The sequence below is a fragment of the Chitinophaga sp. CF118 genome (assembly GCF_900112615.1).
GTDB lineage: Bacteria > Bacteroidota > Bacteroidia > Chitinophagales > Chitinophagaceae > Chitinophaga.
The window spans coordinates 61021-86950 of the sequence record NZ_FOMK01000009.1 but is presented as its reverse complement, the minus strand read 5'-3'; the positions used below and the strand labels follow the sequence as shown (position 1 = coordinate 86950).

At 41.8% G+C, this 25930-nt stretch carries 25 protein-coding genes, 1 tRNA gene and 1 pseudogene; 9 read left to right on the top strand and 18 right to left on the bottom strand.

The features are described from left to right. The first annotated feature begins 107 nt into the window (after positions 1–107). Positions 108–1133: a radical SAM/SPASM domain-containing protein gene (locus tag BM176_RS25695; RefSeq protein WP_090107219.1), complete on the top strand. Its 1026-nt coding sequence runs from the start codon at positions 108–110 to the stop codon at positions 1131–1133. Positions 1134–1136: 3 nt separating this feature from the next. On the opposite strand, the gene BM176_RS25690 is transcribed toward BM176_RS25695, so the two are convergent. From BM176_RS25690 to BM176_RS25680, 3 genes are read right to left on the bottom strand one after another with little or no spacing between them, the layout of a single operon-like run. After that, positions 1137–1502 (bottom strand): hypothetical protein, encoded by a 366-nt coding sequence (locus tag BM176_RS25690; protein ID WP_090107218.1) that lies wholly within the window; start codon positions 1500–1502, stop codon positions 1137–1139. Positions 1503–1534: 32 nt separating this feature from the next. Continuing rightward, positions 1535–1960 (bottom strand): hypothetical protein, encoded by a 426-nt coding sequence (locus tag BM176_RS25685; RefSeq protein WP_090107217.1) that lies wholly within the window; start codon positions 1958–1960, stop codon positions 1535–1537. Between the two features lie 26 nt (positions 1961–1986). Further along, positions 1987–2184, bottom strand: coding sequence for a YtxH domain-containing protein (locus BM176_RS25680; protein ID WP_090107216.1), 198 nt, complete (start codon positions 2182–2184; stop codon positions 1987–1989). Positions 2185–2353: 169 nt separating this feature from the next. Here BM176_RS25680 and BM176_RS25675 point away from each other — a divergent pair, with 169 nt between their 5' ends. Further along, on the top strand, positions 2354–3388 hold the full coding sequence (locus BM176_RS25675; RefSeq protein WP_090107215.1) for an AI-2E family transporter: 1035 nt from the start codon (positions 2354–2356) through the stop codon (positions 3386–3388). A gap of 70 nt (positions 3389–3458) precedes the next feature. On the opposite strand, the gene nadD is transcribed toward BM176_RS25675, so the two are convergent. The 5 genes from nadD to paaA are packed head-to-tail and all read right to left on the bottom strand — an operon-like array spanning position 3459 to position 6780. Next, positions 3459–4028 (bottom strand): nicotinate (nicotinamide) nucleotide adenylyltransferase, encoded by a 570-nt coding sequence (gene nadD / locus BM176_RS25670; protein WP_090107214.1) that lies wholly within the window; start codon positions 4026–4028, stop codon positions 3459–3461. Between the two features lie 60 nt (positions 4029–4088). Further along, a complete protein-coding gene (gene paaD, locus BM176_RS25665) occupies positions 4089–4580 on the bottom strand; it encodes a 1,2-phenylacetyl-CoA epoxidase subunit PaaD (protein ID WP_090107213.1) in 492 nt (163 codons plus the stop codon). Between the two features lie 13 nt (positions 4581–4593). Further along, complete coding sequence (gene paaC, locus BM176_RS25660) at positions 4594–5349, bottom strand: 1,2-phenylacetyl-CoA epoxidase subunit PaaC (protein ID WP_090107212.1); 756 nt, start codon at positions 5347–5349, stop codon at positions 4594–4596. Between the two features lie 22 nt (positions 5350–5371). Then, positions 5372–5740 carry a 1,2-phenylacetyl-CoA epoxidase subunit B gene (locus BM176_RS25655; protein ID WP_090107211.1) on the bottom strand — a complete coding sequence of 123 codons (369 nt, stop codon included), beginning with the start codon at positions 5738–5740 and terminating at the stop codon, positions 5372–5374. 35 nt (positions 5741–5775) lie between these two features. Continuing rightward, a complete protein-coding gene (gene paaA / locus BM176_RS25650; protein ID WP_090107210.1) occupies positions 5776–6780 on the bottom strand; it encodes a 1,2-phenylacetyl-CoA epoxidase subunit PaaA in 1005 nt (334 codons plus the stop codon). A gap of 63 nt (positions 6781–6843) precedes the next feature. Between paaA and BM176_RS25645 the strand changes: the two genes are divergently transcribed. Next, positions 6844–7494 carry a hypothetical protein gene (locus BM176_RS25645; RefSeq protein WP_090107209.1) on the top strand — a complete coding sequence of 217 codons (651 nt, stop codon included), beginning with the start codon at positions 6844–6846 and terminating at the stop codon, positions 7492–7494. Here the strand turns inward: BM176_RS25645 and BM176_RS25640 are convergent. The 4 genes from BM176_RS25640 to BM176_RS25625 all read right to left on the bottom strand — a co-directional run bounded on the left by BM176_RS25640 (position 7459) and on the right by BM176_RS25625 (position 12886). Continuing rightward, positions 7459–8361 carry a M28 family peptidase gene (locus BM176_RS25640; RefSeq protein ID WP_090107208.1) on the bottom strand — a complete coding sequence of 301 codons (903 nt, stop codon included), beginning with the start codon at positions 8359–8361 and terminating at the stop codon, positions 7459–7461. The genes BM176_RS25645 and BM176_RS25640 overlap by 36 nt on opposite strands. A 58-nt stretch (positions 8362–8419) precedes the next feature. Continuing rightward, positions 8420–10552, bottom strand: a complete 2133-nt coding sequence (gene feoB, locus BM176_RS25635) for a ferrous iron transport protein B (protein WP_090107207.1) — start codon at positions 10550–10552, stop codon at positions 8420–8422. Between the two features lie 204 nt (positions 10553–10756). Beyond that, on the bottom strand, positions 10757–12511 hold the full coding sequence (locus BM176_RS25630; protein ID WP_090107206.1) for a PspC domain-containing protein: 1755 nt from the start codon (positions 12509–12511) through the stop codon (positions 10757–10759). A gap of 42 nt (positions 12512–12553) precedes the next feature. Further along, the gene (locus tag BM176_RS25625) at positions 12554–12886 is read right to left on the bottom strand and encodes a PadR family transcriptional regulator (RefSeq protein WP_090107205.1); all 333 of its coding nucleotides are present in this window, start codon (positions 12884–12886) and stop codon (positions 12554–12556) included. Positions 12887–13224: 338 nt separating this feature from the next. Here BM176_RS25625 and BM176_RS25620 point away from each other — a divergent pair, with 338 nt between their 5' ends. From BM176_RS25620 to BM176_RS25610, 3 genes are all read left to right on the top strand, one after another. Next, the gene (locus tag BM176_RS25620; RefSeq protein WP_090107204.1) at positions 13225–13512 is read left to right on the top strand and encodes a hypothetical protein; all 288 of its coding nucleotides are present in this window, start codon (positions 13225–13227) and stop codon (positions 13510–13512) included. 255 nt (positions 13513–13767) lie between these two features. Beyond that, complete coding sequence (locus BM176_RS25615) at positions 13768–15390, top strand: SulP family inorganic anion transporter (protein ID WP_090107203.1); 1623 nt, start codon at positions 13768–13770, stop codon at positions 15388–15390. Between the two features lie 30 nt (positions 15391–15420). Beyond that, positions 15421–16116, top strand: a complete 696-nt coding sequence (locus BM176_RS25610) for a carbonic anhydrase family protein (protein ID WP_255373587.1) — start codon at positions 15421–15423, stop codon at positions 16114–16116. Between the two features lie 106 nt (positions 16117–16222). On the opposite strand, the gene BM176_RS25605 is transcribed toward BM176_RS25610, so the two are convergent. From BM176_RS25605 to BM176_RS25595, 3 genes are all read right to left on the bottom strand, one after another. Then, positions 16223–17356: a methionine aminotransferase gene (locus BM176_RS25605; protein WP_090107202.1), complete on the bottom strand. Its 1134-nt coding sequence runs from the start codon at positions 17354–17356 to the stop codon at positions 16223–16225. Positions 17357–17434: 78 nt separating this feature from the next. Beyond that, a complete protein-coding gene (locus BM176_RS25600; RefSeq protein ID WP_090107201.1) occupies positions 17435–18526 on the bottom strand; it encodes a mannose-1-phosphate guanylyltransferase in 1092 nt (363 codons plus the stop codon). A 1-nt stretch (position 18527) separates the two neighbouring features. Beyond that, entirely contained in the window at positions 18528–19502 is a 975-nt protein-coding gene (locus BM176_RS25595) for a KpsF/GutQ family sugar-phosphate isomerase (RefSeq protein WP_090107200.1), read from the bottom strand. Between the two features lie 302 nt (positions 19503–19804). On the opposite strand from BM176_RS25595, the gene recQ reads away from it, so the two are divergent. The 3 genes from recQ (at position 19805) to BM176_RS25580 (ending at position 22956) form a co-directional block, all read left to right on the top strand. Then, entirely contained in the window at positions 19805–22006 is a 2202-nt protein-coding gene (gene recQ, locus BM176_RS25590) for a DNA helicase RecQ (RefSeq protein ID WP_090107199.1), read from the top strand. 24 nt (positions 22007–22030) lie between these two features. Beyond that, a complete protein-coding gene (locus BM176_RS25585) occupies positions 22031–22804 on the top strand; it encodes a DUF3050 domain-containing protein (protein WP_090107198.1) in 774 nt (257 codons plus the stop codon). Positions 22805–22883: 79 nt separating this feature from the next. Then, a tRNA-Phe gene (locus tag BM176_RS25580) sits at positions 22884–22956 on the top strand. On the opposite strand, the gene BM176_RS25575 is transcribed toward BM176_RS25580, so the two are convergent. The 3 genes and pseudogenes from BM176_RS25575 to BM176_RS33180 form a co-directional block, all read right to left on the bottom strand. After that, on the bottom strand, positions 22949–24520 hold the full coding sequence (locus tag BM176_RS25575) for a recombinase family protein (RefSeq protein ID WP_090107197.1): 1572 nt from the start codon (positions 24518–24520) through the stop codon (positions 22949–22951). The two genes, BM176_RS25580 and BM176_RS25575, sit on opposite strands and share 8 nt — an antisense overlap. Positions 24521–24694: 174 nt before the next feature. Next, the gene (locus BM176_RS25570; protein ID WP_090107196.1) at positions 24695–25417 is read right to left on the bottom strand and encodes a hypothetical protein; all 723 of its coding nucleotides are present in this window, start codon (positions 25415–25417) and stop codon (positions 24695–24697) included. 277 nt (positions 25418–25694) lie between these two features. Continuing rightward, positions 25695–25778 (bottom strand): annotated as a pseudogene (locus BM176_RS33180) (KilA-N domain-containing protein); the annotation flags it as partial. Positions 25779–25930 lie beyond the last annotated feature (152 nt).

The following is a 25930-nucleotide window of genomic DNA, read 5'->3' as shown; positions in this document are numbered from 1 at the left end:
TAGGCCCGAACACTACCCTTGTCCCCTCAATTTTACAGCAAGTATAATATTATTTATACATAACCGGTATAGTTATCTTATTTTTACAACAACAAGTATTGAGAAATATGCCGGATTTCAATTTGAATGATACACTCAACCTTTTCTCCAAGTTTACCCTGCGCCGTGCCTGGAATGCCGGCAAAGTGCTCAGTGGTTACTTTGTAAGTAAATGGATGAACAAACCTACCCAATGGGGATACCCTATTTCGGTATCATTTGAACCAACCACATCCTGCAACCTGCGTTGTCCGGAATGCCCCAGTGGATTGCGTGCCTTTACGCGGCCTACAGGTATGCTTCAGCAGGACCTTTTCAAGAAAACAATCGACGAAATCTCCAAAGAGCTTTTATATCTTATTTTTTACTTCCAGGGTGAGCCATACCTGAATCCCAGTTTCCTGGATATGGTGAAATATGCTCATGGCAAGGGAATTTATACTGCCACTTCCACTAACGCACATTATCTTACAGATGATAATGCACGCAAAACAGTAGAAAGCGGGTTAGACCGGCTGATCATTTCTATTGATGGTACTACTCAGGATGTATATACTCAATATCGTATAGGCGGCAACCTGGAAAAAGTAATTCAGGGAGCAAAGAACATTGTGAAGTGGAAAAAGGAATTAAAATCAAAGACGCCCTTTGTTTTCTTTCAGTTCCTGGTAGTAAAACCGAACGAACACCAAATTGAAGATATTAAACTGCTGGCGAAAGAAATAGGTGTGGACCAGGTACGTTTTAAAACAGCACAGGTATATGATTATGAAGAAGGTAACCGCCTTATTCCTACCATTGATAAATACAGCCGCTACCAACGTAAAGAAGATGGTACCTATAAGATCAAAAATAAAATGGGGAACCATTGCTGGCGACTGTCACATGCGCCGGTAATTACTTTTGACGGACTGGTAGTACCCTGCTGCTTTGATAAAGATGCACAACACAAACTGGGTGATCTGAAGAAACAATCCTTTAAGGAACTCTGGCACAATGACCAATACGTAAAGTTCCGCACTCAATTGAAAGAAGGACGTAAGAATATAGATATTTGTGCTAACTGCAGTGAAGGAACAAAAGTCTGGGGATAAGTATTAATCCTCTTCTGACTCAGCTGCTTTTGCCTTTTTCTTCTTACTACGGGTTTTCCGGAATTTGTCAAACAGGTTGATGCCCAACCTCACACCCGCAAATTCCAATGCGGTCATGATAGCACTGGTAGCAAACGATTTGAACGTCCCGCTTTCCCATGCAACTTTGGCCACACGCCCGGCAATACTAAAGATGCCGGAATGTTTGGCGCTACCTGGTATAACAGAATTCAAAGCCATCTTTTTATAATTCCCCTTAAAAAAGTCTATACGGTCTCCCAATTCGCCTTCAAGTCTGCGGGAGCGTTTTTTAAGGCGGGCTATTTCCTGTTCCAGTTTTTCTGTAGTGGTGACTTTCACCTTAGGCATGTGTAGAAGTTTATCATTTTTTGTGTACTATATCAGAGTTGTTCATATGCCTCTTCTTCTTCCTCTTCCTTCTTACTGATTACTTCATCGTCATCATTATCATCTGGATTTATCTCACTCATCAATTCTACAATAAGCATATTAGAAAGAGGCCTTTGTATAAGAGGTTTTTTGAACAATAGAATAATGACCAGTAAAAACACAAACAATCCTGCAGAGCAGGAAAACCCAATGGTATAACTATGTGTCATTTCGCCAATCCAGAATCCTACCACCATGCCAAGGAAAACAATGACAAAGAAGAACAACAGGAAAGCTAAGAGCAAAGAGAAAAAAAGAGATAACGCTTTGGATAACTTTCCTGCTGCCTGAAGCTTAATCAGGTCCAGACGGGTCTCCAAATATTCTTTGGCAACCTTACCTGTCTGATTGAAATAATTGCTGAAATTATCTTCCATGCAAATGTTTTTAGTGCAATAAAAGATTAAGCCAGCTCATTTTCAAGAGCGTCCTCATATTGCCCTTTCTTCTTGTTAAACTTGTCTTTTAATTTGTCTGCCTGATATTTCAGTTTATCAACCCACTCATCCTTTTTGTCTGAATTCAGGAAATATCCTACTGCTACACCTACTGCAGCACCTACAATGAATGATACAACTGCTTTTGAACTGTTGCTTGCCATAAAATAAGTTTTAAAATATTAACATTTATAATACCATGATTCGGTCTCCTAGTAGTTACAAACACTATTCCAATAATTACCAATTAAGTAAATCTATGTGTTAAATTGTAGTGAACGGTATCTTTTTTGTAACATTACTAATATCACCTGACATATTAACATTAACCTCATGAGTGTAATCGACAACCAGCGCCTTAAACAGATCAGTTTTTTGTTACTCATTGTTCTATTAGCAGCTCTTCTTTTTTCTGAATTGTATATCTTTTTCCCCGGCTTTCTGGGGGCCGTTACCCTTTACATCATTGCCCGGAAATATATGTTCCGCCTGGTAGAAGAGCGAAAGTGGAATAACAATCTGGCCGCTGCTACACTTATGTTACTATCGTTTATCATAGTACTCCTGCCCTTTGGCCTGATGATCAATATGCTGACAGATAAAATCGCGTATGCTGTTTCACACACATCGGAAATGATGAATAGCATCCGCACTGTCAACTATCGCATTTACTCTTCCACCCGCATAGATATCCTGTCGCAGGTACGGCTGCAAAAACTGCAGGAGTATATGACAGGGGCGCTACCAATGTTGCTGGGTGCTACTTTCAACACATTAACGGCTATCGCCATCCTATATTTTATCCTGTATTTTATGTTGGTCAATGGCCGGATACTGGAAGCACGACTGTACGAATATATTCCCCTGAAAGATGAAAATGTACACCGGTTGGGTAATGAATTTCGCAAACTGGTGATTGCCAATGCCGTAGGAATTCCCCTTATTGCTATTATACAGGGCATTATATCCCTGATAGGTTATTTTATTTTCGGTGTACCTCAACCTTTTTTCTGGTTTACGGTTACCTGCTTCACTGCCATGTTGCCGGTAGTAGGCGCGGCAGCGGTATATGTACCCCTGGGTATTTACCTGATAGCTGCCGGTAACACCTGGCAGGGAGTAGGTGTACTCGTTTACGGCTTTGCCATAGTAGGTACTTCGGATAATATCTCGCGGTTTATGCTGGCTAAAAAAATTGGAGATGTACATCCTCTTATTACTGTATTTGGCGTACTGATAGGCGTGAATCTTTTCGGATTTATCGGGTTGATATTCGGGCCTCTGCTTATTTCCATGTTCATTCTGCTTCTGCAAATATATTCAAACGAATTCCTTACAAAGAAAAGAGAAGTTCAGATAAAGAGATAGATATTACAAACACAAAACCGGAACAGGATTATGTGTTACAGCACATTTTGCTTTCCCAAACAGCATTAAATTATTTATAATAATTGTTCTCTGCGATATAGGCAGCTACATTTTCCGGTACCAGGTAGCGGATAGACTTTCCTTCTTTGATCCACTGCCGGATACTTGTAGAAGAAATATCCAGCAAGGGAGCTTTCAGGATTTCCACCTGTGCGCCATACGTTTCTGTAATCTGATGCCCGGGACGTTCATAGACATAAATGGGATAATGTTTGATCAGTTGCTGGTAATTTTTCCAACGGGTAATATTCTGGAAACTATCACTTCCCATGATTACCGTGAACTCCTGTGTAGGAAATTTTTCTGACAGATAAGTTAATGTATCAATGGTATAAGAAGGGCGGGGTAATGTGAATTCAATATTACTTGCCCTTAACTTAGATTCGCCCGTTACGCCGAGTTCAACCAGGTGCAGACGGTTATGCTCATTTAATAATGATGCGGATGGCTTTAATGGGTTATGTGGTGATACCACCAGCCATACTTTATCCAGGTCTGTATTGTATGCCATATAGTTGGCAATAATGAGATGTCCGGTATGTATAGGATTAAAGGACCCAAAGTACAAGCCTATCTTCATGCCCCTGTTTTTTTTGAGCGTGAAAGTAAACAATAATGTGCAGATGTGATAAATGAAAGGTTATGACAGGGGCTTAAATTGCTCGAACATCATCCCGCAATTTTTGCAGAAGTGTATAGCCCGGCAAAGAGTTGAGCCAAAGGGTGATCGCAGATAAGTGTTCTCACTTCCACAATGCGGACAGGTTGTATGGATTAAGAGATCCATTTCAACTTCTCCATTGTGGTGCTGTGGCGGAGCTATTCTAAAATTGCGCAGTTTTTCCTTTGCAGTTTCGGTCAACCGGTTGCTGTTCCATTGCACTTCTTTATCTACAGATACCTGTACGGGTATCTGCAGATCTTTTTCCAATGTTGTTTTAATATTCTTTTTGATGATTTCTACTGCCGGGCAGGCAGCGAAAGTGGGAATCATTTTTATAAGAAGATATTCATCCTCCATAATAACCTCCGTGATCATTCCGAGTTCCAATACATTTAATACCGGGATTTCCGGGTCCATTACCTGTTCCAGGGAAGTATATACGGCTTGTATCGTAATTGTGCTGTCCATATGTGTTTTCTTTCTACCAGATTGCTTCAGGATTTAGCCTGAATACTTCTCCCATCTCATTCAGTAAGGGTTGCAGGTGTTTTGTGTGTTTACCGGAACGTCCTCCAAACACAGGTTGTTTTCTTTCGGGCAGGTCAAGGGCTGCTTTTGTGAGCACCGGGGAAATATGTTCTATCCATTGTTCATACAATACTTCTTCTCCCGGATAAATATTTTCGGCTGCCAGCATTGCATCATTAGGTCCAGGTTCAAAAATGCCACATGCCAGTTGAAAACAATTGTTCAATGCCTCTTGCATCTTCAGATAACTTTCCTCTCCTGCCTTACAGAGTTGTATTATCCATGCATCTGCATGCAGGGTATGATATTTTAACTCTCCCCTTACCTTTCTTGCCAACAGCTGTAATGGAGTAAAGCTACTTTGAAGCAGGCTGTTGTAACGCACAGCTTCTGCATGGTCAAACAGAAAATGACGCATGAGGCTAAAGTCATAAGACCCTATGGGCATCTCTGTGAGATGACAACATTTGAAATCCTTTTCACTGCGCATAAAAGCAAACTGGTCGGGGTTCTCCCCTCCCAGCTCTTCATGCAGGATACGGTATAGAGCCCAGGCATGACCGATTTTATCTTGTGCCATAGAAGAAAAAGCAATATCCTCTTCCATTACAGGGCCTAATCCTGTCCATTCAGAATTACGATGACCTATAATCAGTTCATCATCGCCCATTTTTGTAATAAGCTCTTTGAGTAATTGATCTACTAACATTGGGGAGATATTTGTCGTTTGCTTATTTAGCCTTTGCTTTAAATTTATTGATCTTCTCCATTACCTTAAACCCACTGGCATCCCTGTACGTTTTTTCAAGGTTATTGGCGAACATATCTTCATCTTCCTGGTTAAATGCCAGTATATCTGCACTGCGCACTACCCACAGGTTTACACATTTTTTACGGCGGCCATATTGTTCTTTGGCAAATACGAGTGCCAGTCCGGCATCCGGTGCATGTACACAACCAACATGTTCATGGTGAGCGCCTCTTTTTTCCTGGTGGAATACTTCAAATACGTTCCAGTTTTCCCCTTCTTCTACTTTAAAGGGATCGTCTGTTTTATTCAGCGTAAGCCTGTTTACACGTGGATCTAATGAGTCATTCATATTCGTGTGAATTTATACTTTCGGGGTGCTGTTCTCTAAGCTACCGGTAATGCCTGTCGTTCAAAAGTTCCCGGTTTCATCAGGGCTTTCCTGATCCAACGTCCGTGTTCTTCCGCCCATTTCCTTACATCCAGCCTTTCCTTATTACAAGGGCCGTTTCCTTTTATTACTTCGAAAAAAAGATCCCAGTCAGGATCTGAGTATTCCCATCTACCGGTTTCCTCATTCTTTTTCAATAATGGATCGGGCAGGGTTAATCCCAACTCCTGGATCTTAGGCACATATGCGTCCAGAAATTGGTTACGCATATCATCATTACTCGCCATTTTCACCTTCCATTGCATCAGCTTTTCGCTATGACTGGAAGCCTTATCTGGCGGACCGAAGAAGTGCATGATAGGCTGCCACCAGCGATTGAGAGCATCCTGTAACATTGCTTTTTGGTCCGGAGTTCCTGTGGCCAGTTCGATAAAAGCATCATGTCCCTGTTTCAGGTGGAAACTTTCTTCATAACAAATGCGATCCAGAGCCCGGCAATATGGGCCGTAGGAACCTTTTGCATTAGCTACCTGGTTCACAATGGCTGCAGCATCTATCAGGAAACCAATTACGGTTACATCTGCCCAGGTTTCTGCCGGGTAGTTAAATACATTGGAGTATTTGGATTTCCCGCTCAGCAGATCATTGATCATTGCTTCCCGGGATTTACCCAGCGTTTCCGCGGCATTATAAAGCAATTGCCCGTGACCGATCTCATCCTGTACCTTGGCAATGAGTGCCAGTTTACGCTTGAAGCCGGGAGCCCGGGTAATCCAGGTACCTTCGGGTAATGCCCCAATAATTTCGGAATGTGCATGTTGTTCTATCAGCCGGATCAGCTGTCTGCGATATTCTGCCGGCATCCAGTCGCCAGGCTCTATTTTTTCCCCGTTTGCAATACGCATCTCAAATGCGGCAAGCTTTTCAGGATCATCATGCAACTGCTCTTCCCGCTGTTGCACCCTGTTGGGTTCGTCGAAAATATATCCGCCACCGTACATAGTGCGATTGTTTTGGTAAGTCGTAAGTTACGAAAAATGTACCTTTAAATACATTTGGAAGATATGTTTTTACTCCGGGTCATATGGTGTTGCTGTCTGTTATCGGTATCCCCGGTAACAGGGCCATTCCATACCAAACCTGTTATAAAAATAGTATTCACACCAGACAGACGGCCAGAGAATCCCTTATCAGACAGTCTTTTTTATAAGGTTAACAGGAAATTACGCTGGTCTGATTTCAAAGCTACCCCTCCCATACAAAGTAAAAGCGCAGCCGTTAGTTATACAAGTTTTGCATACGAAGGGAACAGCCTTCATAAAAAGGATACCTTATTGCTCAACCTTACCCTCCAGGTCTTTTTCGTGAAGAGTGCGTCCTGGGCAAAACCCATTGCTATGGATGCCTCCGGACTGGCTCATGAGCAACTGCACTTTGACATAACCTGGCTGGTGGCACTCCGCTTTCAGCAACGGATTAAAGCAATGTTACTTACCATAGAAGATTATGATAGCATTATCCAATATCAATACTTGGAGTCTTTCAGGGAAATGAACCGCCTTCAGGAGGCCTATGATAGTGAAACCAATCATGGCCAGTCTCCCGCTGCTCAGTTAAAATGGCAACAGACAATAGCAGAGGCGCTTACAGCAATAACAGTGGAAGGAGCACTTACCGGGTCAGATTCCTTTATCAGCAGCCTGGAGCACTTTTAAAACATGCTGAACGGCCTGGTAATAAAAAGATGGTTGTATATGTTCAAACTCATCTGATAGCTGATGGTAGTCGGGATGATCTTCTACTCCAAAGTATAAAAAGGGAATCTTTAGTTTATAAAATTCATAGTGATCACTCTGGTTGATCCAGTTCTGCGCCCCATCTTCCTTACGGTCATGCCCGGAAAGCAGTTTCACTTTACTCTGGCCTGCCGTGGCTGCATCTACATAACTTTTCAGCCGTGGGAATGGGGTTAGCCCGCAGACGTACAATTCATTCTTATCATTGCGGCTCAGCATATCCATATTGATATTCAGCATTATCAAACTGGCAGATACCGGTGGCTGCTTTACAAAAGCTTTGGCTCCCTGCAATCCTTCTTCTTCACCATCAAATGAAACAAAGAGTAGTGTATGTTCCGGGGGATGTTTTTTGAAATAAGTGGCAATCGATAATAGTCCACCCACTCCGGAAGCATTATCATCTGCACCATTATATATACTGTCTTTACCCGCCTGGCCTTTTTTGATTCCCAGATGATCATAATGAGCAGACACTACGATAACGGAATCTGACTTGCCTTTTATATAACCAAAGAGGTTGGTTCCCATTGTCTGCTTATCCCCATCCTGGAAATAAAAGGGATACTCAAATGTGTTGTGGTATGGCTGGATGCCTATCTCTTTAAAGCGGTCTCTCAGGTAAAACTGTGCCATGCGACTTCCCTTACTGCCTGCGCGGCGGCCTTCAAATTTATCCAGAGACAATGTCCGGATATCCTTTATCAATTGCAGGGAATCTATAGAAGATTGGGCTTGTGCAGTCAATCCCAGAAAAAGGGATAAACAAACGGATAATATTTTCATGCCTTAATATCTTGTTTCACAATATAAGATATTTCGCAGCTTCCTCCTTTTTCCATACCTATTTAAACAGCTGGAAAGCGATAAAGCTGAAAACGTAAGCCAGGGCTGTCATATATACAAACTGGATAGCAGGATATTTCCAGGATTTCGTTTCCCGTTTCACAATAGCCAGTGTGCTCATACACTGCATGGCAAAAGCATAGAACAGCATTAGCGCCAATCCGCTGGCAAGCGTATATACCGGCCGGCCATCACGCCAGGTAGCGGAATTCATTTTTTCGCGCAGCGTTGCATCATTATCATCCGGATTTTCGCCCACACTATATAATGTAGCCATTGTACCTACAAATACCTCCCGTGCTGCAAAGGAGGTGATCAACGCAATTCCTATTTTCCAGTCAAATCCAAGAGGACGAATAACTGGTTCAATAGCATGTCCTAAGATACCTGCGTATGAATTAGCCAGCTTTTCTGATTCTTTTTCCCGGCTCAGCTCATCCTTTTGTGCAGGGTTGGCCGAGATCAGTTGTTCATATCTCGTATTTACGGCATGCATTTTTTCACTGGGACCATAACTTGCCAGGAACCACAGAATGATGGAAATGACCATGATTACCTTACCGGCATCTGTGATAAAGATTTTTGCTTTCTGCAGCATAGTGGTACCCACATTTTTCCAGCGGGGAGCTCTGTACACCGGCAGCTCCATGATGAAGTAGCTCTTTTCTTTTATGGCGATAAAGAACTTCATAATGGCCGCAATGATGAGAGCCATTACAAACCCCAGCAGATATAATCCCATCATAACCAATCCCTGTAGGTTCAGGATGCCCAGGAATGGCTTATTGGGAATGACCAGCGCAATCATAATGGTATAGATTGGCAGGCGGGCAGAGCAACTCATCAGGGGGGTGATCATGATGGTGATCAGGCGCTCCTTACGATTTTCAATGTTACGCGTAGCCATAATAGCAGGTACGGCGCATGCTACCCCGCTAATCAGAGGCATGACGGATTTACCATTTAGTCCAACCTGTCGCATCAGCCTGTCTGTCAGGAAACTGATGCGGGCCATATATCCGGTATCTTCCAGGATGGTGATAAACCCGAACAGGATCATGATCTGTGGAACGAATACTGCAATTCCTCCCAGCCCTGCTATTACACCATTGATCAGGATATCTGTCAACTGGCTTTCCGGCAGGATCTCTGTCAGCTTTCCGCTTAACGAGCCAAAAACGGCTTCAATCCAGTCCATTGGATAAGATGCCAGCCAGAAGATGCTCTGGAACATAATGAACATAATGCCCAGCAGGATGGCATATCCCCAGAAGCGGTGCAGCAGGATGTTATCCAGCTTTTCTGTTTGTAATTGTTTCTGCAGCGGATCGGCTTCCACGACCGCTGTTTTCATAATATGTTTAATGCGGGCATATCGCTGCATGATCTCTTCTGCCTGCACTTTGGTTTTATTAAACTGGTATTGCTGGATGGCATTGGTAATGGCCAGTTTCTGACCACCATTCAGGAAGTGCAGCTCCAGGTAGTTCACTGCTATATGGAGGGCTGCATAATCACTACGGGTTGGTACAAATTGTTTTACCACCTGCACGACTTCAGGTGCCAGAGTGCGGCTATCTATAAAATCACGGGGAGGAGATACATGTTTCTCTTTTGCCAGCAGCTCAATCATTTTTTTAAGCTCTGCCATTCCCTTATTCCTGCGGGGGTTGATGCTTACCACAGGAACACCGAGTTCTCTTTCCAGTCCGGCTTCATCTATTTCCACTCCCTTTTTCCGGGCAATGTCCATCATTGTGAGGCCAATGATTACCGGGATTTTAAGGTCTATGATCTGGGAACAAAAGAGCAGGTTACGTTTCAGGTTTGCCGCATCGGCAATGATAAGGATCATGTCTGGCAATTCTCCTTTAGGATTTACCAGCACATCGTAAGTTACAAATTCGTCGGCACTTTTGGGATACAGGCTGTAAGTACCTGGCAGGTCAATGATATTGGCATGCAGACTGGCAGAGATGTTGGCACTACCTGTTTTTTTATCAACTGTAACTCCCGGGAAATTACCTACTTTCTGATTGAGCCCCGTTAATGCATTAAACAGCGAACTTTTCCCACTATTCGGATTTCCTACCAGCGCAATATTGATCGATGCGTTTTTTGTTGCCTGCATTCCTTATCCTTATCCTGATAAAACGATTAAAAAGACAAAACTATGAATTAATACGGGAGGGCAGTGATCGTATCCGGAAAAAGTTGTCCTAACATTCTTTTAAATGAAAAACCACGGTAAATACCGTGGTAATTTTCATTTCTTTAACTATTGAACTTATTGTGATAAAAATGTTTGATCAGCTTTTTGACTCAATCCATCGCATCACTTTGCCAAATGATATAAGCTGTAAAGAATAACATCAATACCTATTTCGGCCTTCGTTGCCGGTTGGGTATGTTCTCCACTATCCTCTACAGGAGTAGTATTCTTCTTTTTGCTATTTTCATAGCGGTAATTATTTTCCAGAGAATCCTTATCAGTATGGTTGTCCGGTTTCTTCTCTGTATGGATATTATTCAGCCCCTCCGTTGTCATTTCCAGCTCTTCCAGATCATCATCAGTATCATTCCATCTGTCATTGTCTCTCCAGTTGTATCCAAAATCATAGTGATTACGCACATCGCTATCAACATTTATGTGCTTCCCTACGGGAACTTTAATAATCACCAACACACGCTGATTTCTATATTTGGAATTCCTGGGGATAGAAAACCCTGATGGCAGGTAGAGTACTGAATCCTGTTGTGTAATCTGGAAGCTGATTTCCTGTGCAAGCCTTCTTGCTTCTGCAAAAGTCCGGCCGCGGGAACTGCGTTGTACTTCTACCTGGAAGCTGTCATTTGAACTTTTCTCCAGCCTTACGCGCAGGTCTCCAATAATTACAGTGTCATCTGTCATACGGAGTCCCCCATCAAAAAAACCAATCTCGTCCATATCACTAATATCTTCTGCCCTCTTAATGACGAGTGTTTTCCCGGAAGGTTGCATCACTGAAATTTTTTCTTTTACAGGCATAGCAGGACCAGCTCTGAAATCATTTCCTATAGAAGTAATTACCATTAAGGCTAAAATCACTCCTACGAAAAAGAAAAAGCTAAGGGTATATCCTACATAACGGTTGGTTTCTTTTATTCCTGTCAGTTTACGGATGAGGAATATCACCAATCCAACAATCGGGATACCAATTATAAGGATCAAAGCCGGCCAGAAAAGCAGATTTTGTATAGTGCCTGACAGTAACAGGTCTTTCAGCGGGAAAAGGACCGGGGAAGCAACTGCAATTCCGATACCTGTACAAAACAGTACCAGCAGGATAATTGCAGCAAAGAAATAGAAAAACCCTTTAGTTAGTAATACGAACACTTTTACCAATCCTCCAACGAGGTTGCGGACAAAGCGCTCTATATCATTACCAACCTGTCTTCCACGGCCCTGAGAAAAATTTCGCACATCATCCCCTACATTTTTAAGATGACCTTTCATTGCCTGGATTTCGTCCTGCACAGTTGCCTTTATATTATTAACATCTATGCGTTCTCCTCTCATTTCCAGTTTTTCTGTAGCAGTAGTGGCTTCCGGAGTAGCAACCCATATGATGAAGTAAATTAGGATTCCTGTGCCGAAACCACCGATAGCTAATAAGGCAAAGATGATACGGAATACCACAGGGTCTACATTCAGGTAAGCTCCCAGGCCACCACATACGCCACCCAGTACTTTACTGTCCGGATCACGGTACAGGCGTTTACGCGGACGGATTTTATCAAATAAGGTCTCTTGTGCAGCTCCCTGCTCCTGAGTACCCGATTCTGTACCACCGTCAAACTGTTCAGGTGTGCCCATGGCAGACTTCATTGCCTGTACATCCTCATCGGTAATACAATGAGCTCCTTTTTTAAGTTTATCCTGGAATAATTCTGCTATGCGACTTTCTATATCACTCACAATTTCATCCGCCCCTTCTTCACGTGCAAAGTATCGCTTCAGACTATCCAGGTACTGCCGCAATATTTCATATGCGCTATCCTCAATGGGAATAAGGCGGCTGGCCAGGTTTATATTTATAATCTTTTTCATTTGCTGATCACTTTAATTTTAGGTTTTGGTTATGTGGATGGACTAATCTTTATTACTTGTGAGTTGATGCACTGCATTTGCTAACTCATTCCAGGTTGTTTCCAGTTCTTTATAGAAGCTTTCGCCCTTTTCAGTCATGGAAAAATATTTTCGAGGGGGGCCCGAGCTACTTTCTACCCATCTGTATGTAAGCAGTTCCGCATTTTTCAACCTTGTTAGTAGCGGGTAAAGGGTGCCCTCAAGGGTGTCGAGCTTTGCTTCTTTCATTTTTTCAATAATGTCTGAAGGATAAGCTTCACCTTGCTTGATGATTGAAAGGATGCAGAACTCAAGCACACCCTTTCTCATCTGTGATTGTGTGTTATCTATGTTCATGGCAAGTGAGCTTTAATAAAAACATGTGACTCTCATTTTTAAACATTGGTTTTTGATAATTACAATACAAAGATAGAGAAAACATACTACTATGCAATACACAATACCATAGAAAGCAAAATAACATGCTTAGAATATTACTCATCTGGATAAGATAAAAGCGCCACTGGTTTCATTTTCATTGTTCATCCTGAGATGCAGGCGCATTGAAGCGATTGTGATGAACGGTCATATAACGTGATGAAATTAAGTTATCTAGGATATGTAAAGCTGTTTTAACATTTATTTATTACGTATATTTATGAAAATGAATCCTGCTTAATTACTTTTGTAGCAATATGAAAAAGGTTTTAGGAATAGTTCTTCTGCTGCTGATGAGCACACAACTCCTTCCAATAAAGGAGATGGGAAGACTATTGTTTAATAACCAGATTGTGGAAGAACATCCGGTAGATGGATGTACTGACCTCGTTAAGTTAGCTAAAGAACTAAAGTTCCTTAAGCAGTTCGATGCATCTCTTCAATATTCTCCATATTTATTTTTAACCAGCAGGCATTATAATTTCTTCGAAGAAATTCCTCAGGGCCCTGCAAGAGAAATACACTGCCCTCCACCCAATTGTTAATTTGTTTATAGCCACTTTACAGTTTCTGTCATGTGCATGCCTATGCATGTTTAAATGATTTGCCTGTTTGTAAGCTATAGACCTCCGCATGCCGGTACATGCAGTTATGTTATAACTGTGCGTGCCCCTTTCCTATTCGTTTTATTATCTATTAATCAATTAGTGTCCGCAGGGCTTTTGCCATACCACGTTAGCGAACAGGTATTGCTATGCCCTGCCGGATCAGCCAATTATTAGTTACAAATCCTTTGTACTATGAGTAAGTCGTCTGTTTTTTCAAATATAAAAAGTGATTTTTCATCAGGTCTCGTTGTATTCCTGATCGCAGTTCCATTATGTTTGGGTATTGCCCTCGCCTCCGGCGCTCCTCTGTTCTCCGGAATGATTTCCGGAATAGTAGGAGGTATCATAATAGGATCACTAAGCGGATCTCAATTGAGTGTAAGCGGTCCTGCAGCTGGTCTTACAGCCGTTGTACTTACTGCCATCACCAAGTTGGGGGCCTTTGACGTATTCCTGCTTGCACTAGTAATAGGAGGTGCATTGCAATTACTTCTCGGAGTATTAAAAGCAGGTACCGTTGCCAATTACTTCCCTTCCAATGTGATTAAGGGGATGCTTTCCGCTATTGGTATCATCATTATATTAAAACAACTTCCTCATGCATTTGGATATGATGCTGGGGGAGGCATGACCGATGATGATAATAACCAGATGGCCTTGTTATCCTTCTTGAACCATGTTCATCCGGGAGCAATATTAATCACAGCGATCTCCATACTGATCATCCTTTACTGGAGCAAAATACCCAAAGTAGGTGTTATACCATCTGCACTGGTTGCTGTAATCGTGGGTGCCGGATTGAACGCGCTATTTATTGAGATGAACAGTCCGCTGGCAATTGCATCATCTCATCTTGTGAGTCTGCCAATACCGGACAGCTTCGGAAGTTTTATAGGACAGTTCACCACACCTGATTTCAGCGCGATTAGTAACAAAGAAGTCTGGATCACCGCTGGTACTATTGCTATCGTGGCTTCAGTGGAGACACTGCTGAATGTTGAGGCAACAGATAAACTCGATCCACTGAAAAGGTATACTTCACCAAACAGGGAACTGAATGCACAAGGTATCGGTAATATCGTGAGTGGATTGATAGGAGGCCTGCCAATTACATCTGTGATTGTACGCTCTTCGGCTAATATTAATGCGGGTGGTAAATCCAAACTGGCGACCATCGTACATGGTTCATTGCTGTTGATTTGTACCGCGCTGATCCCGGTATTACTGAATAAGATACCACTGGCCACCCTGGCGGCGGTGTTATTGGTAACCGGCTATAAACTGTGTAAGATTTCCATATTCACCGAAATGTTTAAAAACGGTAAGTATCAATGGATCCCATTCGTGGTGACAGTAGTAGCCATAGTAGCTACAGACCTGCTGATCGGAATCGGACTGGGTATGGCGGTAAGTGTGTTATTCATTTTACGTGGTAACATTAAGAGCTCTTACTTTTTCCGGAAAGAGAAATATCACAATGGAGATAGCATCCGCCTGGAACTGGCAGAGGAAGTTTCTTTCTTGAATAAAGCCAGCATCCTGCTTACGCTGGATCATATGCCGGAAAATACAACAGTTATCATTGATGCCGGGAAAACTACCTATATAGATTTCGATGTGCTGGAAAGTATCCGGGAGTTTAATGACGTAAAAGCACCACAGAAAAATATTCTTGTTGTGCTGAAAGGATTCAAAGAAGCGTATAAAATTGCGAACACTGACGATGCAGGACAACAGGCTGCATTAACAGGAAAAGTTCACACGATTTCTTCAGGTAATCACAAACAATTGCTGAAAGAGTTGCAGTTAAACTAAACTCAAGCAATGATCATTCACTTCTTAAAAATGAAAAAATTGAAAACATTAAATAAAATATCACAGACATCTCTGTCTCCGGCAGATGCCCTGAGCCTCCTCAAAAAAGGGAATGCCCGTTTTGTAGATAACCTGCAGTTGCACCGCAATCTGCTGGAACAGGTAAATAATACCCGTGATGGGCAATGGCCAATGGCCGCCATCGTGAGCTGCATGGACTCCCGCACCTCCGCGGAACTCATCTTTGATCAGGGACTGGGAGACATTTTCAGCATCCGCTTAGCTGGTGCTGTTATTTCGGATAACGTTCTGGGAAGCCTGGAATATGCCTGTAAAATTGCAGGATCCAAGTTCATCGTGGTGCTGGGACATAGCAAATGTGGAGCAATCAAAGGTGCATGCGATAAAGTAGAATTAGGTAACCTGACCGGTTTGCTGAACAAGATCACCCCTTCTGTATATGCAGAATCAACAATCAAACATAACAGGACTTCAGACAATCCTGCATTTGTAGAGGCAGTAACACATATTCATACGGAACGTTCCGTGCAGGCTATTATGGAACAAAGCCATATTTTACGTGATATGATTCTGAGTGGTGAAATAGGAATCATTGGCGCCTTATATGATGTAGAAACCGGTGTGGTAAATTTCCTGGATGATACCCTGGTAATAGGAAGAGAGAACTTCAGGGAACTCCATGAAGCAGAAGCTGTTACAGTTTAAAGTGAACAAACTTACAGGCCTTGCTTGTAGTCATATACAAAGGATGAGCCGCTCCATTTCTGGGGCGGCTTTTTCATGTTATCTAATATCCGGAATGTTTTTTACATCAGATCTTCCGGAGTCTTTCTACCGCACTTTCGAGCGTTTCTGTTTTCTTCGCAAAACAGAAGCGTACCACATGATCGTCTTTCCCTTCCTGATAAAATGCAGATACCGGTATGCTGGCTACACCAAATTCTTTTGTGATCCGGGTAGCAAAATCTTTATCTCCTTCATCAGAAATACGATCATAACGCATCAGCTGAAAATAGCTGCCGGAAGATTTCAATGGGGTGAACCTGGTGTCTGCCATCATTTGCAGGAAGTGATCTCGTTTTTGTTGGAAGAATGCGGGCAGGGACAGATAGTGCTCCGGCGTTTGCAGGAACCCTGCTATTCCATACTGCATGGGCGTATTCACAGAAAAGCATAGATACTGGTGTACTTTACGGTACTCCTGCATCAGGTGGGCCGGTGCTATACAATAGCCCATTTTCCATCCCGTAATATGAAATACCTTTCCAAAAGAGAATGTCACAAAGCTATTGCGGAATAAAGCCGGATAACGTAGAATGCTCAAATGCTCCGCCCCATCATATACCAGGTGCTCATAAACCTCATCAGATAATATCAGCAGATTAAATTCCGCTACCAGCTTTTCCAGTTCCTGTATATCTGTTTCTTTTAAAATACTACCGGTTGGATTGTGAGGTGTATTTAGCATGATCATTTTAGTGCGGGAGGTAATCTTACTCCGCACCAGTTCCCAGTCAATATGATAATCGGGGTATGAAAGCGGGATCAATACCGGTACGCCACCATTTACCAACACATTTGGTATATAACTATCGTAAGCCGGTTCGAAAATTATCACCTCATCGCCAGGACCAATGCAAGTAGCAATAGCCGTAAAAATAGCATAAGTACCGCCGGGGGTAATTGTGATTTCTGTATCCGGGTGTATGTTTTGTCCGTAAAGATTACTGATTTTCCGGGCTATTGCCTCCCGCAATGGCATGATCCCAGGCATAGGAGCGTATTGGTTATGCCCTTGTTCCATCGCATCATTTACCAGTTGCTTTAATATGTCACTGCAATCAAAATCGGGAAAGCCCTGAGAGAGGTTAATGGCCTTATGTTGCGCTGCCAGCGCAGACATTACAGTGAAGATGGTGGTTCCTACATTCGGTAATTTAGACATATGATCAGTTGCGAATTATTGAATCTGTTTTCTGAAATTAAAACAAGTAATCAGTAATTCGCAACTAATCTGCCGTAATTATAAATACTTTTCTCCTTTATTCCTTTTTACTTCTGCCACATATTCTTTGATCTGCTGCTCGTTTTCTTTTTTACAGATCAGCAATACATCCGGAGTATCTACTACGATGAATTCGTCTAATCCCTGTACTACCAGTAATTTTTCCTGGGGCGCTTTTATCATGCAATTGGTAGCGTCTACCAGCATCACATTCTTTCCCTGTACAGCGTTACCGGAATCGTCGCGTTCCAGATTCTCATAGGCAGAAGCCCAGGTTCCAAGATCGCTCCACCCGAAGTTGGAGGGTATCACATACACATTGTCTGCCTTTTCCATGATACCATAATCAATGGAAATACTGGAACACTGTGGATAAATTTTTTCTATTGCTTTCTTTTCTTCTGGTGTGTTTAATACAGGTAAACTCTGTTCAAACAGTTCATCTATTTCCGGCAGATACTGTTTAAATGCAGCAAGTATTGAATTTACATTCCATACAAAGATTCCTGCATTCCAGAGGAAGTCTCCACTTTGCAGAAATGTTCTTGCCAGTTCCAGGTTAGGCTTTTCGGTAAAGGTTTTTACCGGGTATACATTATCTGCAACTTGTTGTGTTTCATGCTGAATATATCCATAACCGGTATCCGGGCGTGTAGGCTTTATACCCAGGGTAACCAGGGCTCTATGCTTCTGCACAAACATGAGTGCATTCAGGCAGGTAGTGGTAAAAGCCATTGGGTCCATGATCAGGTGATCTGCAGGAGCACAAATGATATTCGCCTTTGGATCTTCCTTATGGATCTTATGAGAAATGTAAGCAATACAGGGAGCCGTGTTTTTACGTGATGGCTCACTCACAATATTTTCTACCGGCAAATCAGGAAGTTGTTCCTGTACCTTTGAGATATAATGCTGGTGTGTTACTATATAAATATTTTCCTGTGGAATGAACTGCAAAAACCTTTCGAAGGTCCATTGTAATAATGTTTTTCCCGTGTTGAGAATATCCAGGAACTGTTTGGGGTAATCTGTACGGCTATAGGGCCAGAAACGGCTGCCTATTCCCCCGGCCATGATGGCCACATAAAAATGCTTGTTCACATTTGTCATCTCAAATAATTCCTTCCCTGATTAAATCATGTAAATGAATGATACCAATATATCGTTTATCTTCCAAAACTAATAGTTGCGTAATATCATGCTCCCGCATCATTTCCAGCGCATTAATGGCCAGTTCATCCTTCTGGATCGTTTTTGGATGTTTGGACATGATATTTTTTGCTGTTCCGCTTTCTGCCGGAATTTCCTTTTCCAGCATTCGACGCAGGTCTCCATCTGTGATAATTCCCGCCAGTGCACCCTCTTTATCCAGTACAGCTGTTACACCCAACATTCCTGAGGAAATGTTTACGATGACCTCTTTCAATGTACTATCCAGCTGCACATGTGGTGCCGGATGCTGCCGGCTAAGATCTCCTACTTTCAAATATAACTTTTTACCCAGAGTTCCACCCGGATGGAACTTGGCAAAGTCGCCCGCAGTGAAGCCATGCCATTCTATCAGGCATACTGCCAGCGCATCCCCCATCGCCAGTTGTGCCGTGGTGCTGGTTGTAGGCGCCAGGTTATTGGGACAAGCCTCCTGTGCAACAGTAGTATCCAGAATCAGATCTGCCTCCTGTGCAAGATAGGAAGATGCATTTCCCACCATAGCAATCAGTTTATTGCCAAAGTTCTTTACCAGCGGCACTAACACTTTGATTTCCGGAGAGTTACCACTTTTAGAGATGCAGAGAATGATATCCTCATCCTGGATCATTCCCAGATCTCCATGAATTGCATCTGCTGCGTGCATAAAAGATGCCGGAGTTCCTGTGGAATTAAGCGTAGCCACTATTTTCTGACCAATGATGGCACTTTTTCCTATCCCAGTGATTACAAGACGGCCGGAGCATTGTGCAATCAGTTCTACCGCCTGCTCAAAGTCACCATTGATGTACTGTTGCAAATCATCTATCGCCGCTGCTTCCAGCTGGAGGGTCCGTTTTGCTACCTGGGCTATATTTATGACCGTTCTGTTTTTCATTAGCGCTTACAAAGTTAACTAGGTTTCAGGAGATTAAATCCAATACATACTTAAATATTATCATGAATCCCCTTCTTTCTGTTACATGGGAAAACAAAAGTACTCCGGTAGTTGTAATTAGACAAACGCGGCTTTCTACCTTCGGGGAAAACCAGGTCAATTACGGCAAAGACGTCCATTCGGGATAAATTAATTGCGGGACAGCGCATTTTTAGTTAACTTCGTGTCCCCTAAAAAACACATAAACAATATCCATAATTTGTTACTTTTCTTTAGAGTTTGTTGTTTAAATATTGAATGCAATGGCTGTTGTAAAGGTAAGTTTGAATGATGCATTAAAGGAACATTTTGGGTTTGATTCCTTCAAAGGAAATCAGGAAATCATCATCAAGAATATTCTTGCAGGTAAAGATACTTTTGTTATTATGCCAACGGGCGGTGGTAAATCTTTATGTTACCAATTACCGGCATTAATGAGTCCTGGTTGTGCACTGATTGTTTCTCCGCTGATAGCTTTAATGAAAAACCAGGTAGACCTGGTTCGTTCATATAGCAGCAAGGACAATGTGGCACACTTTTTAAATTCAACCCTGTCCAAAGCTCAGATAAAAAAGGTACGGACCGACCTGATATCCGGTAAAACGAAGATGCTCTACGTAGCACCTGAAACTCTTACCAAACAGGAAAACCTGGACTTTTTCCGCGAACTGGAGATTTCATTTATCGCCGTGGATGAGGCACACTGTATTTCAGAATGGGGACATGATTTCCGTCCTGAATACCGTCGTTTAAGGGAAATGATACAGCAGATCAATGATAATCTGCCCATCATCGCCCTTACCGCCACCGCTACCCCCAAGGTACAAAGCGATATTGTAAAGAACCTGGAACTACGAAATCCTGAGATCTATCTGTCTTCGTTTAACAGGGCAAACCTGTTCTACGAGATCCGTCCCAAGCGCAAGAAAGATCAGACCATCCGTGAAATTGTCAAATTCATTCATTCGCATAAAGGTAAAAGCGGTATAATATATACCCTGAACCGGAAAACGACTGAAGAACTGGCAGATATGCTGATGGCCAATAACATCAAAGCGGTTGCCTACCATGCCGGACTGGATGCCAATACCCGGGCCATGCGCCAGGATCAGTTTCTGCATGAAGATGTAGACGTGATAGTGGCTACTATCGCCTTTGGTATGGGAATAGATAAACCGGATGTACGCTTTGTAATCCACTACAACATTCCTAAAAGCCTGGAGAATTATTACCAGGAAACAGGGCGTGCCGGTCGTGATGGTCTTGAAGGCATCTGTGTTTGCTTCTACTCCTATAAGGATGTGCAGAAACTGGAACATCTCATGCGCGATAAGCCATTGAGTGAACGGGAAATGGGCGCACAACTGATTAATGAAACTGTTGCCTATGCAGAAAGTTCTGCCTGCCGCAGAAAAGTGATCCTTCATTATTTTGGAGAGAAGTATGACGATAGCAGCTGTAATGGCGCTTGTGATAACTGCCGTAATCCAAAAGAAAAGATAGAAGTCAAGAACCGTGTAGTAATTGTCCTGAAAGCGATCCGCTCCCTGGAAGAACGCTTTGGCAGTGACTATGTAGTGAACGTAATAACAGGTAAAGCCAATCCGCAGATAGCTACTTTCCAGCATAACCAGCTGGAAGTATTCGGAGAAGGAAAAGAGTTTGATGCTCACTTCTGGAACTCCCTGATCCGCCAGATGATGCTGGAAGATCTGATAGAAAAGGATATCGAAGAATATGGCCTGCTCAAGATTACGGAAAAAGGTCACACCTTCCTGAAGGAGCCTTACAATATAATGGTATCGCTGAATCACCAGTTTGATGAAGAGGCTACTGAAGAGGAAGAAGTGGCAGCAGAGGCACAGGCTTCTGTGGATACCGTACTGGTAGAGATGCTAAAGGAACTGCGGAAGAAGGTAGCGAAAGAAAAGAACCTCCCTCCTTTTGTAATTTTCCTGGAAACATCCCTGGAAGATATGGCAACCCAATACCCAACTACCGTACAGGAACTGGAAAAGATTCAGGGGGTAAGTAAAGGTAAAGCCACCCGTTACGGTAAGCAGTTTGTTGATGTCATCTCCAAATACGTAGAGGAAAATGATATCGTAAAGCCGGACGACTTTGTGATGAAGAGCGTGGTGAACAAGAGCGGCATGAAAGTATTTATCATTCAGAACATCGATAGAAAGATGCCACTGGAAACCATTGCCAAAAACAAGGAATTATCTATTTCCCAGTTGCTGGATGAGATGGAAACCATTGTGGCCAGCGGTACCAAATTAAACCTGGATTACTGCCTGGATGAGGAACTGGATGATTATGCACAGGAAGAGATCATGGAATATTTCAAAGGCTGTGAAACATCCAGCCTGGCACTGGCTCGCGAAGAATTATCTGATGGGGACTATACGCTTGAACAACTGAAACTGATGCGAATTAAGTTCCTGGTTGTATATGGCAACTAAGGACATGTGATTTATATTTTTTTGATGGAAGGGATAGAACAAATTAAAAATACAATAGCACCTGTAAGGGACACCATTGTACAACATCCGCTATACAGCCACATGCAACGCATGGATGATATCAGACTGTTTATGCAATATCATGTATATGCCGTTTGGGATTTTATGTCCTTATTAAAATCCTTGCAGCAACACCTTACCTGTACCAACATTCCGTGGGTACCAGTTGGTAGTGCTGCCACCCGTTTCCTGATCAACGAGATCGTTACCGGAGAAGAAAGTGATATAGATCCTCAGGGTACAAGGGTAAGTCATTTTGAACTCTACCTTCAGGCTATGAAACAAGTGGGTGCCGATACACAGGATATTAACAACTCCCTGGATCTGATCCGGCAGGGTCAGCCTTTAGCTACAGCCATTCAATCGATACCACCGGCAGCAAGACCATTTGTGCAATACACCTTTGATCTGATTGCCAATGCACCTGTACATGTCCAGGCCGCTGTATTTACTTTTGGCCGGGAAGATCTGATTCCCGATATGTTCCTTGCACTTGTTAATGACCTGGATAAACAATTTCCCGGACAGATCAGCCTGTTCAAATATTACCTGGAAAGGCACATTGAAGTGGATGGTGATCATCATAGTCACCTGGGTATGCAAATGGTACAGGAACTCTGTGGAAATGATGCTAAAAAATGGGCCGAAGCTGCACAGGCTTCCAGGATTGCACTGGAAAAACGACAGGCTTTATGGAATGGCATTCTTGAAGAAATTACTGCAGTTGAAATAATTTAATTGAAGAATATTTGGAAGTTAATATTGAATTTTATTATCTTTGCAATCCCTTCACAGGAAGGGTATACAAATAAAAGATGGTGCGGTAGCTCAGTCGGTAGAGCAAAGGACTGAAAATCCTTGTGTCGGCGGTTCGATCCCGCCTCACACCACAGAAGCGGGAAAATTGATGTTAAAGTCGATTTTCCCGCTTTCTTTTTGCCCTAAAACCCGCGACTGTTGGGCCATTGAGAGAAAGACCGAGTTAGATTTGCATGTTCGATATTCTGCATTTTCATAATCATACAAAACGCCTTCCGGGAACAGCAATGTTTGCAATCCCTGTTTCAGACTAAAATCACCACTTCCCCACATGGTATTGAGTTTAGAGGCTAATTTTACAGAATAATTGACAAAATTCCCTACGTTCGATAATTGTAAATCTACTTTCCGCAATTCATTATTAATTACATTCTGTTCTTCCAAATACTTACTCTTTACTTTCCGGAAAACTTCTTCTTCTATTTTTCCTAATGCAAATCTTTCCTCAATTGTATTAATGTTTCCTTCCACTTCACGTAGTTGCTTATAAATTTGAGCTTTTACACCTTCATTACCTTTATTCATATCCTGAAAGGTCATGGATAACTGCAATTTTAGCGGACCTGTATATTTTTCTCCAATCATATAATCAGAAAGGAAAGTTTTAAAATCCCCATGTATTATATCTGCATTCCTATTACATTTGCAGCCTTTGGTATTACATTTATAATAGGTTGCCTTTCTTCCCTTTACTGTATAGCCGACATATTTAACACCACATTTAGCACAGGTTATAAATCTTTTCAACGGGAATAGATTATCTGTTGGCCTTGCCTCAAAGTTTTGAGGGTACAGAATATCAGCACCGTTGATTTTCAGGAACAACTCTTCACTAACTAATGGTTCATGCTTCCCTTTTACCAGCTCATCACCTATTATCTTATTGCGGATATAGCCACAATAAAACACGTTCATGAACATCTCTGAAAGGCGTTTAGGGTCAATATAACGTCCCATAGCCTTACATTGTGATGCAACATCGTCTATACTCACCCCCTGCCCTCTCAACGCAAATGCTTGCCTTACGATAGGCCCTGATTCCTCGTCAATAACAATCTTCTGCCTTTCGTTTGTAAGTAGGTGTTTATATCCTAACGGAGCGCGACCAGACCTATATCCTTCCTTTAAAAGTTCCTTCATTCCGGAAACGCATTTTTCCCGTCTTATCATATTGTCGTACTCACTAAAAATAAACTGGATGTTCTGTTGAAGCTGACCTCCTGAAGTTGTCGTATCGACTTGCTGAGTACAGGAGAGAATATGTACATCTATTTCCCTAAGCTCTTTTGCTATATAAGCAGCATTTACGCCTGAGCGGGAAAACCTATCTACACTGTAAACAATAATGTAATTGATTGATTCCTTGGACTTTTTTATAAAGTCCAACATTTTTGTAAATTCCTTCCGTTCATCTGTCTTGGCACTTTCATACGTCCCTCCGAAATAACTAACTATTTTATAACCATATTTTTGTGCAAACTCCACGCAATATTTCCGCTGAGTTTCCAATGAATTATTATTATCCGCTTGTTCTTTGGTTGACACGCGGGTATAGATTACCGCATTTTTATCTTTCATCACTTTCACACTACCTGCCCCTTTAAACATGTTCTTTAACTGTTGTTGCGTATCCATGTACTATTGGTTTTGATGAAAAAATCTATATGCTAATACTGAAAACTGGTATAGTGTATTGATAATGGCTTGTCCTTCTTGTTCTGTTATATTTTCAAATCCTGCAAATTGACGTAATTGTTCTAAAGTGATTATTGGCATTTATTATTGTCATAAAAGGTCTTTGTTGATGGTTCATAATCGAATTGAAATACCTGAGTATTTCTCTAACATAATTGTACTAATGAATTCTTGCACTGCTGATTCTCCCGGTTTAATTATAATTTCCGGCTTATTCTCTACCCTAATACCTATTTCAGCTTTAGGATTGTTATACAGCACTTCCAAAGCTTGAATCTCTCTGTCTTCTAGCAATCCGTTCTCCTTTATGTAGGGTAAGAACTGTTTCACGCACAAAAACTCTCGTACAAATCGATAAACGTTTGTCTGGGTATATAATCCATCATGATCATTAAAGAGTATACTTGCTATCCCTTCTACATCATATTTCACATCAAATTCCCCATTCAGGCCAAAGAAAAGCAACACGGGAGCATTGCGAACAGTCAAAGCAGTAATCACTGCTTTTTCAAAGGCTAACATTCGCAAGTCCTCTTCCTGTTTCGTAAATACCGATTTAGCGTTTTCCTTTAGAATATCGTTATCATAATTAAGTTCCTTTAACCTCCTTATAACCAATATCCAAATGAACTCATAAAAACTAAATTTAACCCAGTTGGAAGAGTTGTCGTTTTCATCAGGAGCATGATTACCAACAAGGTTTAAAGAAATCCAGTAATGCAACGGCCGTGATCCCTTTGGATCAATAAATTTAATATCCTTTATAGCAAAGGACTTTTCACTTAACGCAGCATGTAACTTTGCAATTTTTTCCGGTAGTTTTGAAGGTTTGGCCATATTATTAATTGAACAATACAAAGGTAATATGAAGTTTTAAATTTAACAAGTTTTGATAAATTAATAATCATCATTTTACAATAAAATGATATAAAATGTAAATCGATCATATAAAAGTTATTTAGGGATTTTAGGGGAGTAAAATGAACAACAGGCGTTCAAAACAGCTATCAATGAAAGAGAGATTAATTATTTTGATTTGTAAAAGGGGCAACTGAAGTGCAATTAACCTATTGGTCAGATTAGCCTTTAAATAGTAGTTGGTGTTACTGTCATGCTACAGATAAAATTCAGTAGATAACCATTGAGCAAAATGAAGTGCTACATCTTCATGCATCCATGTTGTTTGATCTTCTGCATAATTACCACCCCTTGTTGATTATAATCAACTTATCACCGATATTCACATCTGAATATCGATTGATTTTCAATGTGATAAGGTAATCCTACGTGAATCTTAAACGTGTATAGTTTCCTACAGGTTTGCCAAATGGCTTGGCCATTTCAGTCGCG

What these genes read in the sequence shown, in the direction of transcription:
- BM176_RS25695 (WP_090107219.1), top strand. Translation starts at nt 108, where the DNA reads ATGCCGGATTTCAATTTGAATGATACACTCAACCTTTTCTCCAAGTTT.
- BM176_RS25690 (WP_090107218.1), bottom strand. Translation starts at nt 1,502, where the DNA reads ATGCCTAAGGTGAAAGTCACCACTACAGAAAAACTGGAACAGGAAATA.
- BM176_RS25685 (WP_090107217.1), bottom strand. Translation starts at nt 1,960, where the DNA reads ATGGAAGATAATTTCAGCAATTATTTCAATCAGACAGGTAAGGTTGCC.
- BM176_RS25680 (WP_090107216.1), bottom strand. Translation starts at nt 2,184, where the DNA reads ATGGCAAGCAACAGTTCAAAAGCAGTTGTATCATTCATTGTAGGTGCT.
- BM176_RS25675 (WP_090107215.1), top strand. Translation starts at nt 2,354, where the DNA reads ATGAGTGTAATCGACAACCAGCGCCTTAAACAGATCAGTTTTTTGTTA.
- nadD (WP_090107214.1), bottom strand. Translation starts at nt 4,028, where the DNA reads ATGAAGATAGGCTTGTACTTTGGGTCCTTTAATCCTATACATACCGGA.
- paaD (WP_090107213.1), bottom strand. Translation starts at nt 4,580, where the DNA reads ATGGACAGCACAATTACGATACAAGCCGTATATACTTCCCTGGAACAG.
- paaC (WP_090107212.1), bottom strand. Translation starts at nt 5,349, where the DNA reads ATGTTAGTAGATCAATTACTCAAAGAGCTTATTACAAAAATGGGCGAT.
- BM176_RS25655 (WP_090107211.1), bottom strand. Translation starts at nt 5,740, where the DNA reads ATGAATGACTCATTAGATCCACGTGTAAACAGGCTTACGCTGAATAAA.
- paaA (WP_090107210.1), bottom strand. Translation starts at nt 6,780, where the DNA reads ATGTACGGTGGCGGATATATTTTCGACGAACCCAACAGGGTGCAACAG.
- BM176_RS25645 (WP_090107209.1), top strand. Translation starts at nt 6,844, where the DNA reads ATGTTTTTACTCCGGGTCATATGGTGTTGCTGTCTGTTATCGGTATCC.
- BM176_RS25640 (WP_090107208.1), bottom strand. Translation starts at nt 8,361, where the DNA reads ATGAAAATATTATCCGTTTGTTTATCCCTTTTTCTGGGATTGACTGCA.
- feoB (WP_090107207.1), bottom strand. Translation starts at nt 10,552, where the DNA reads ATGCAGGCAACAAAAAACGCATCGATCAATATTGCGCTGGTAGGAAAT.
- BM176_RS25630 (WP_090107206.1), bottom strand. Translation starts at nt 12,511, where the DNA reads ATGAAAAAGATTATAAATATAAACCTGGCCAGCCGCCTTATTCCCATT.
- BM176_RS25625 (WP_090107205.1), bottom strand. Translation starts at nt 12,886, where the DNA reads ATGAACATAGATAACACACAATCACAGATGAGAAAGGGTGTGCTTGAG.
- BM176_RS25620 (WP_090107204.1), top strand. Translation starts at nt 13,225, where the DNA reads ATGAAAAAGGTTTTAGGAATAGTTCTTCTGCTGCTGATGAGCACACAA.
- BM176_RS25615 (WP_090107203.1), top strand. Translation starts at nt 13,768, where the DNA reads ATGAGTAAGTCGTCTGTTTTTTCAAATATAAAAAGTGATTTTTCATCA.
- BM176_RS25610 (WP_255373587.1), top strand. Translation starts at nt 15,421, where the DNA reads ATGAAAAAATTGAAAACATTAAATAAAATATCACAGACATCTCTGTCT.
- BM176_RS25605 (WP_090107202.1), bottom strand. Translation starts at nt 17,356, where the DNA reads ATGTCTAAATTACCGAATGTAGGAACCACCATCTTCACTGTAATGTCT.
- BM176_RS25600 (WP_090107201.1), bottom strand. Translation starts at nt 18,526, where the DNA reads ATGACAAATGTGAACAAGCATTTTTATGTGGCCATCATGGCCGGGGGA.
- BM176_RS25595 (WP_090107200.1), bottom strand. Translation starts at nt 19,502, where the DNA reads ATGAAAAACAGAACGGTCATAAATATAGCCCAGGTAGCAAAACGGACC.
- recQ (WP_090107199.1), top strand. Translation starts at nt 19,805, where the DNA reads ATGGCTGTTGTAAAGGTAAGTTTGAATGATGCATTAAAGGAACATTTT.
- BM176_RS25585 (WP_090107198.1), top strand. Translation starts at nt 22,031, where the DNA reads ATGGAAGGGATAGAACAAATTAAAAATACAATAGCACCTGTAAGGGAC.
- BM176_RS25575 (WP_090107197.1), bottom strand. Translation starts at nt 24,520, where the DNA reads ATGGATACGCAACAACAGTTAAAGAACATGTTTAAAGGGGCAGGTAGT.
- BM176_RS25570 (WP_090107196.1), bottom strand. Translation starts at nt 25,417, where the DNA reads ATGGCCAAACCTTCAAAACTACCGGAAAAAATTGCAAAGTTACATGCT.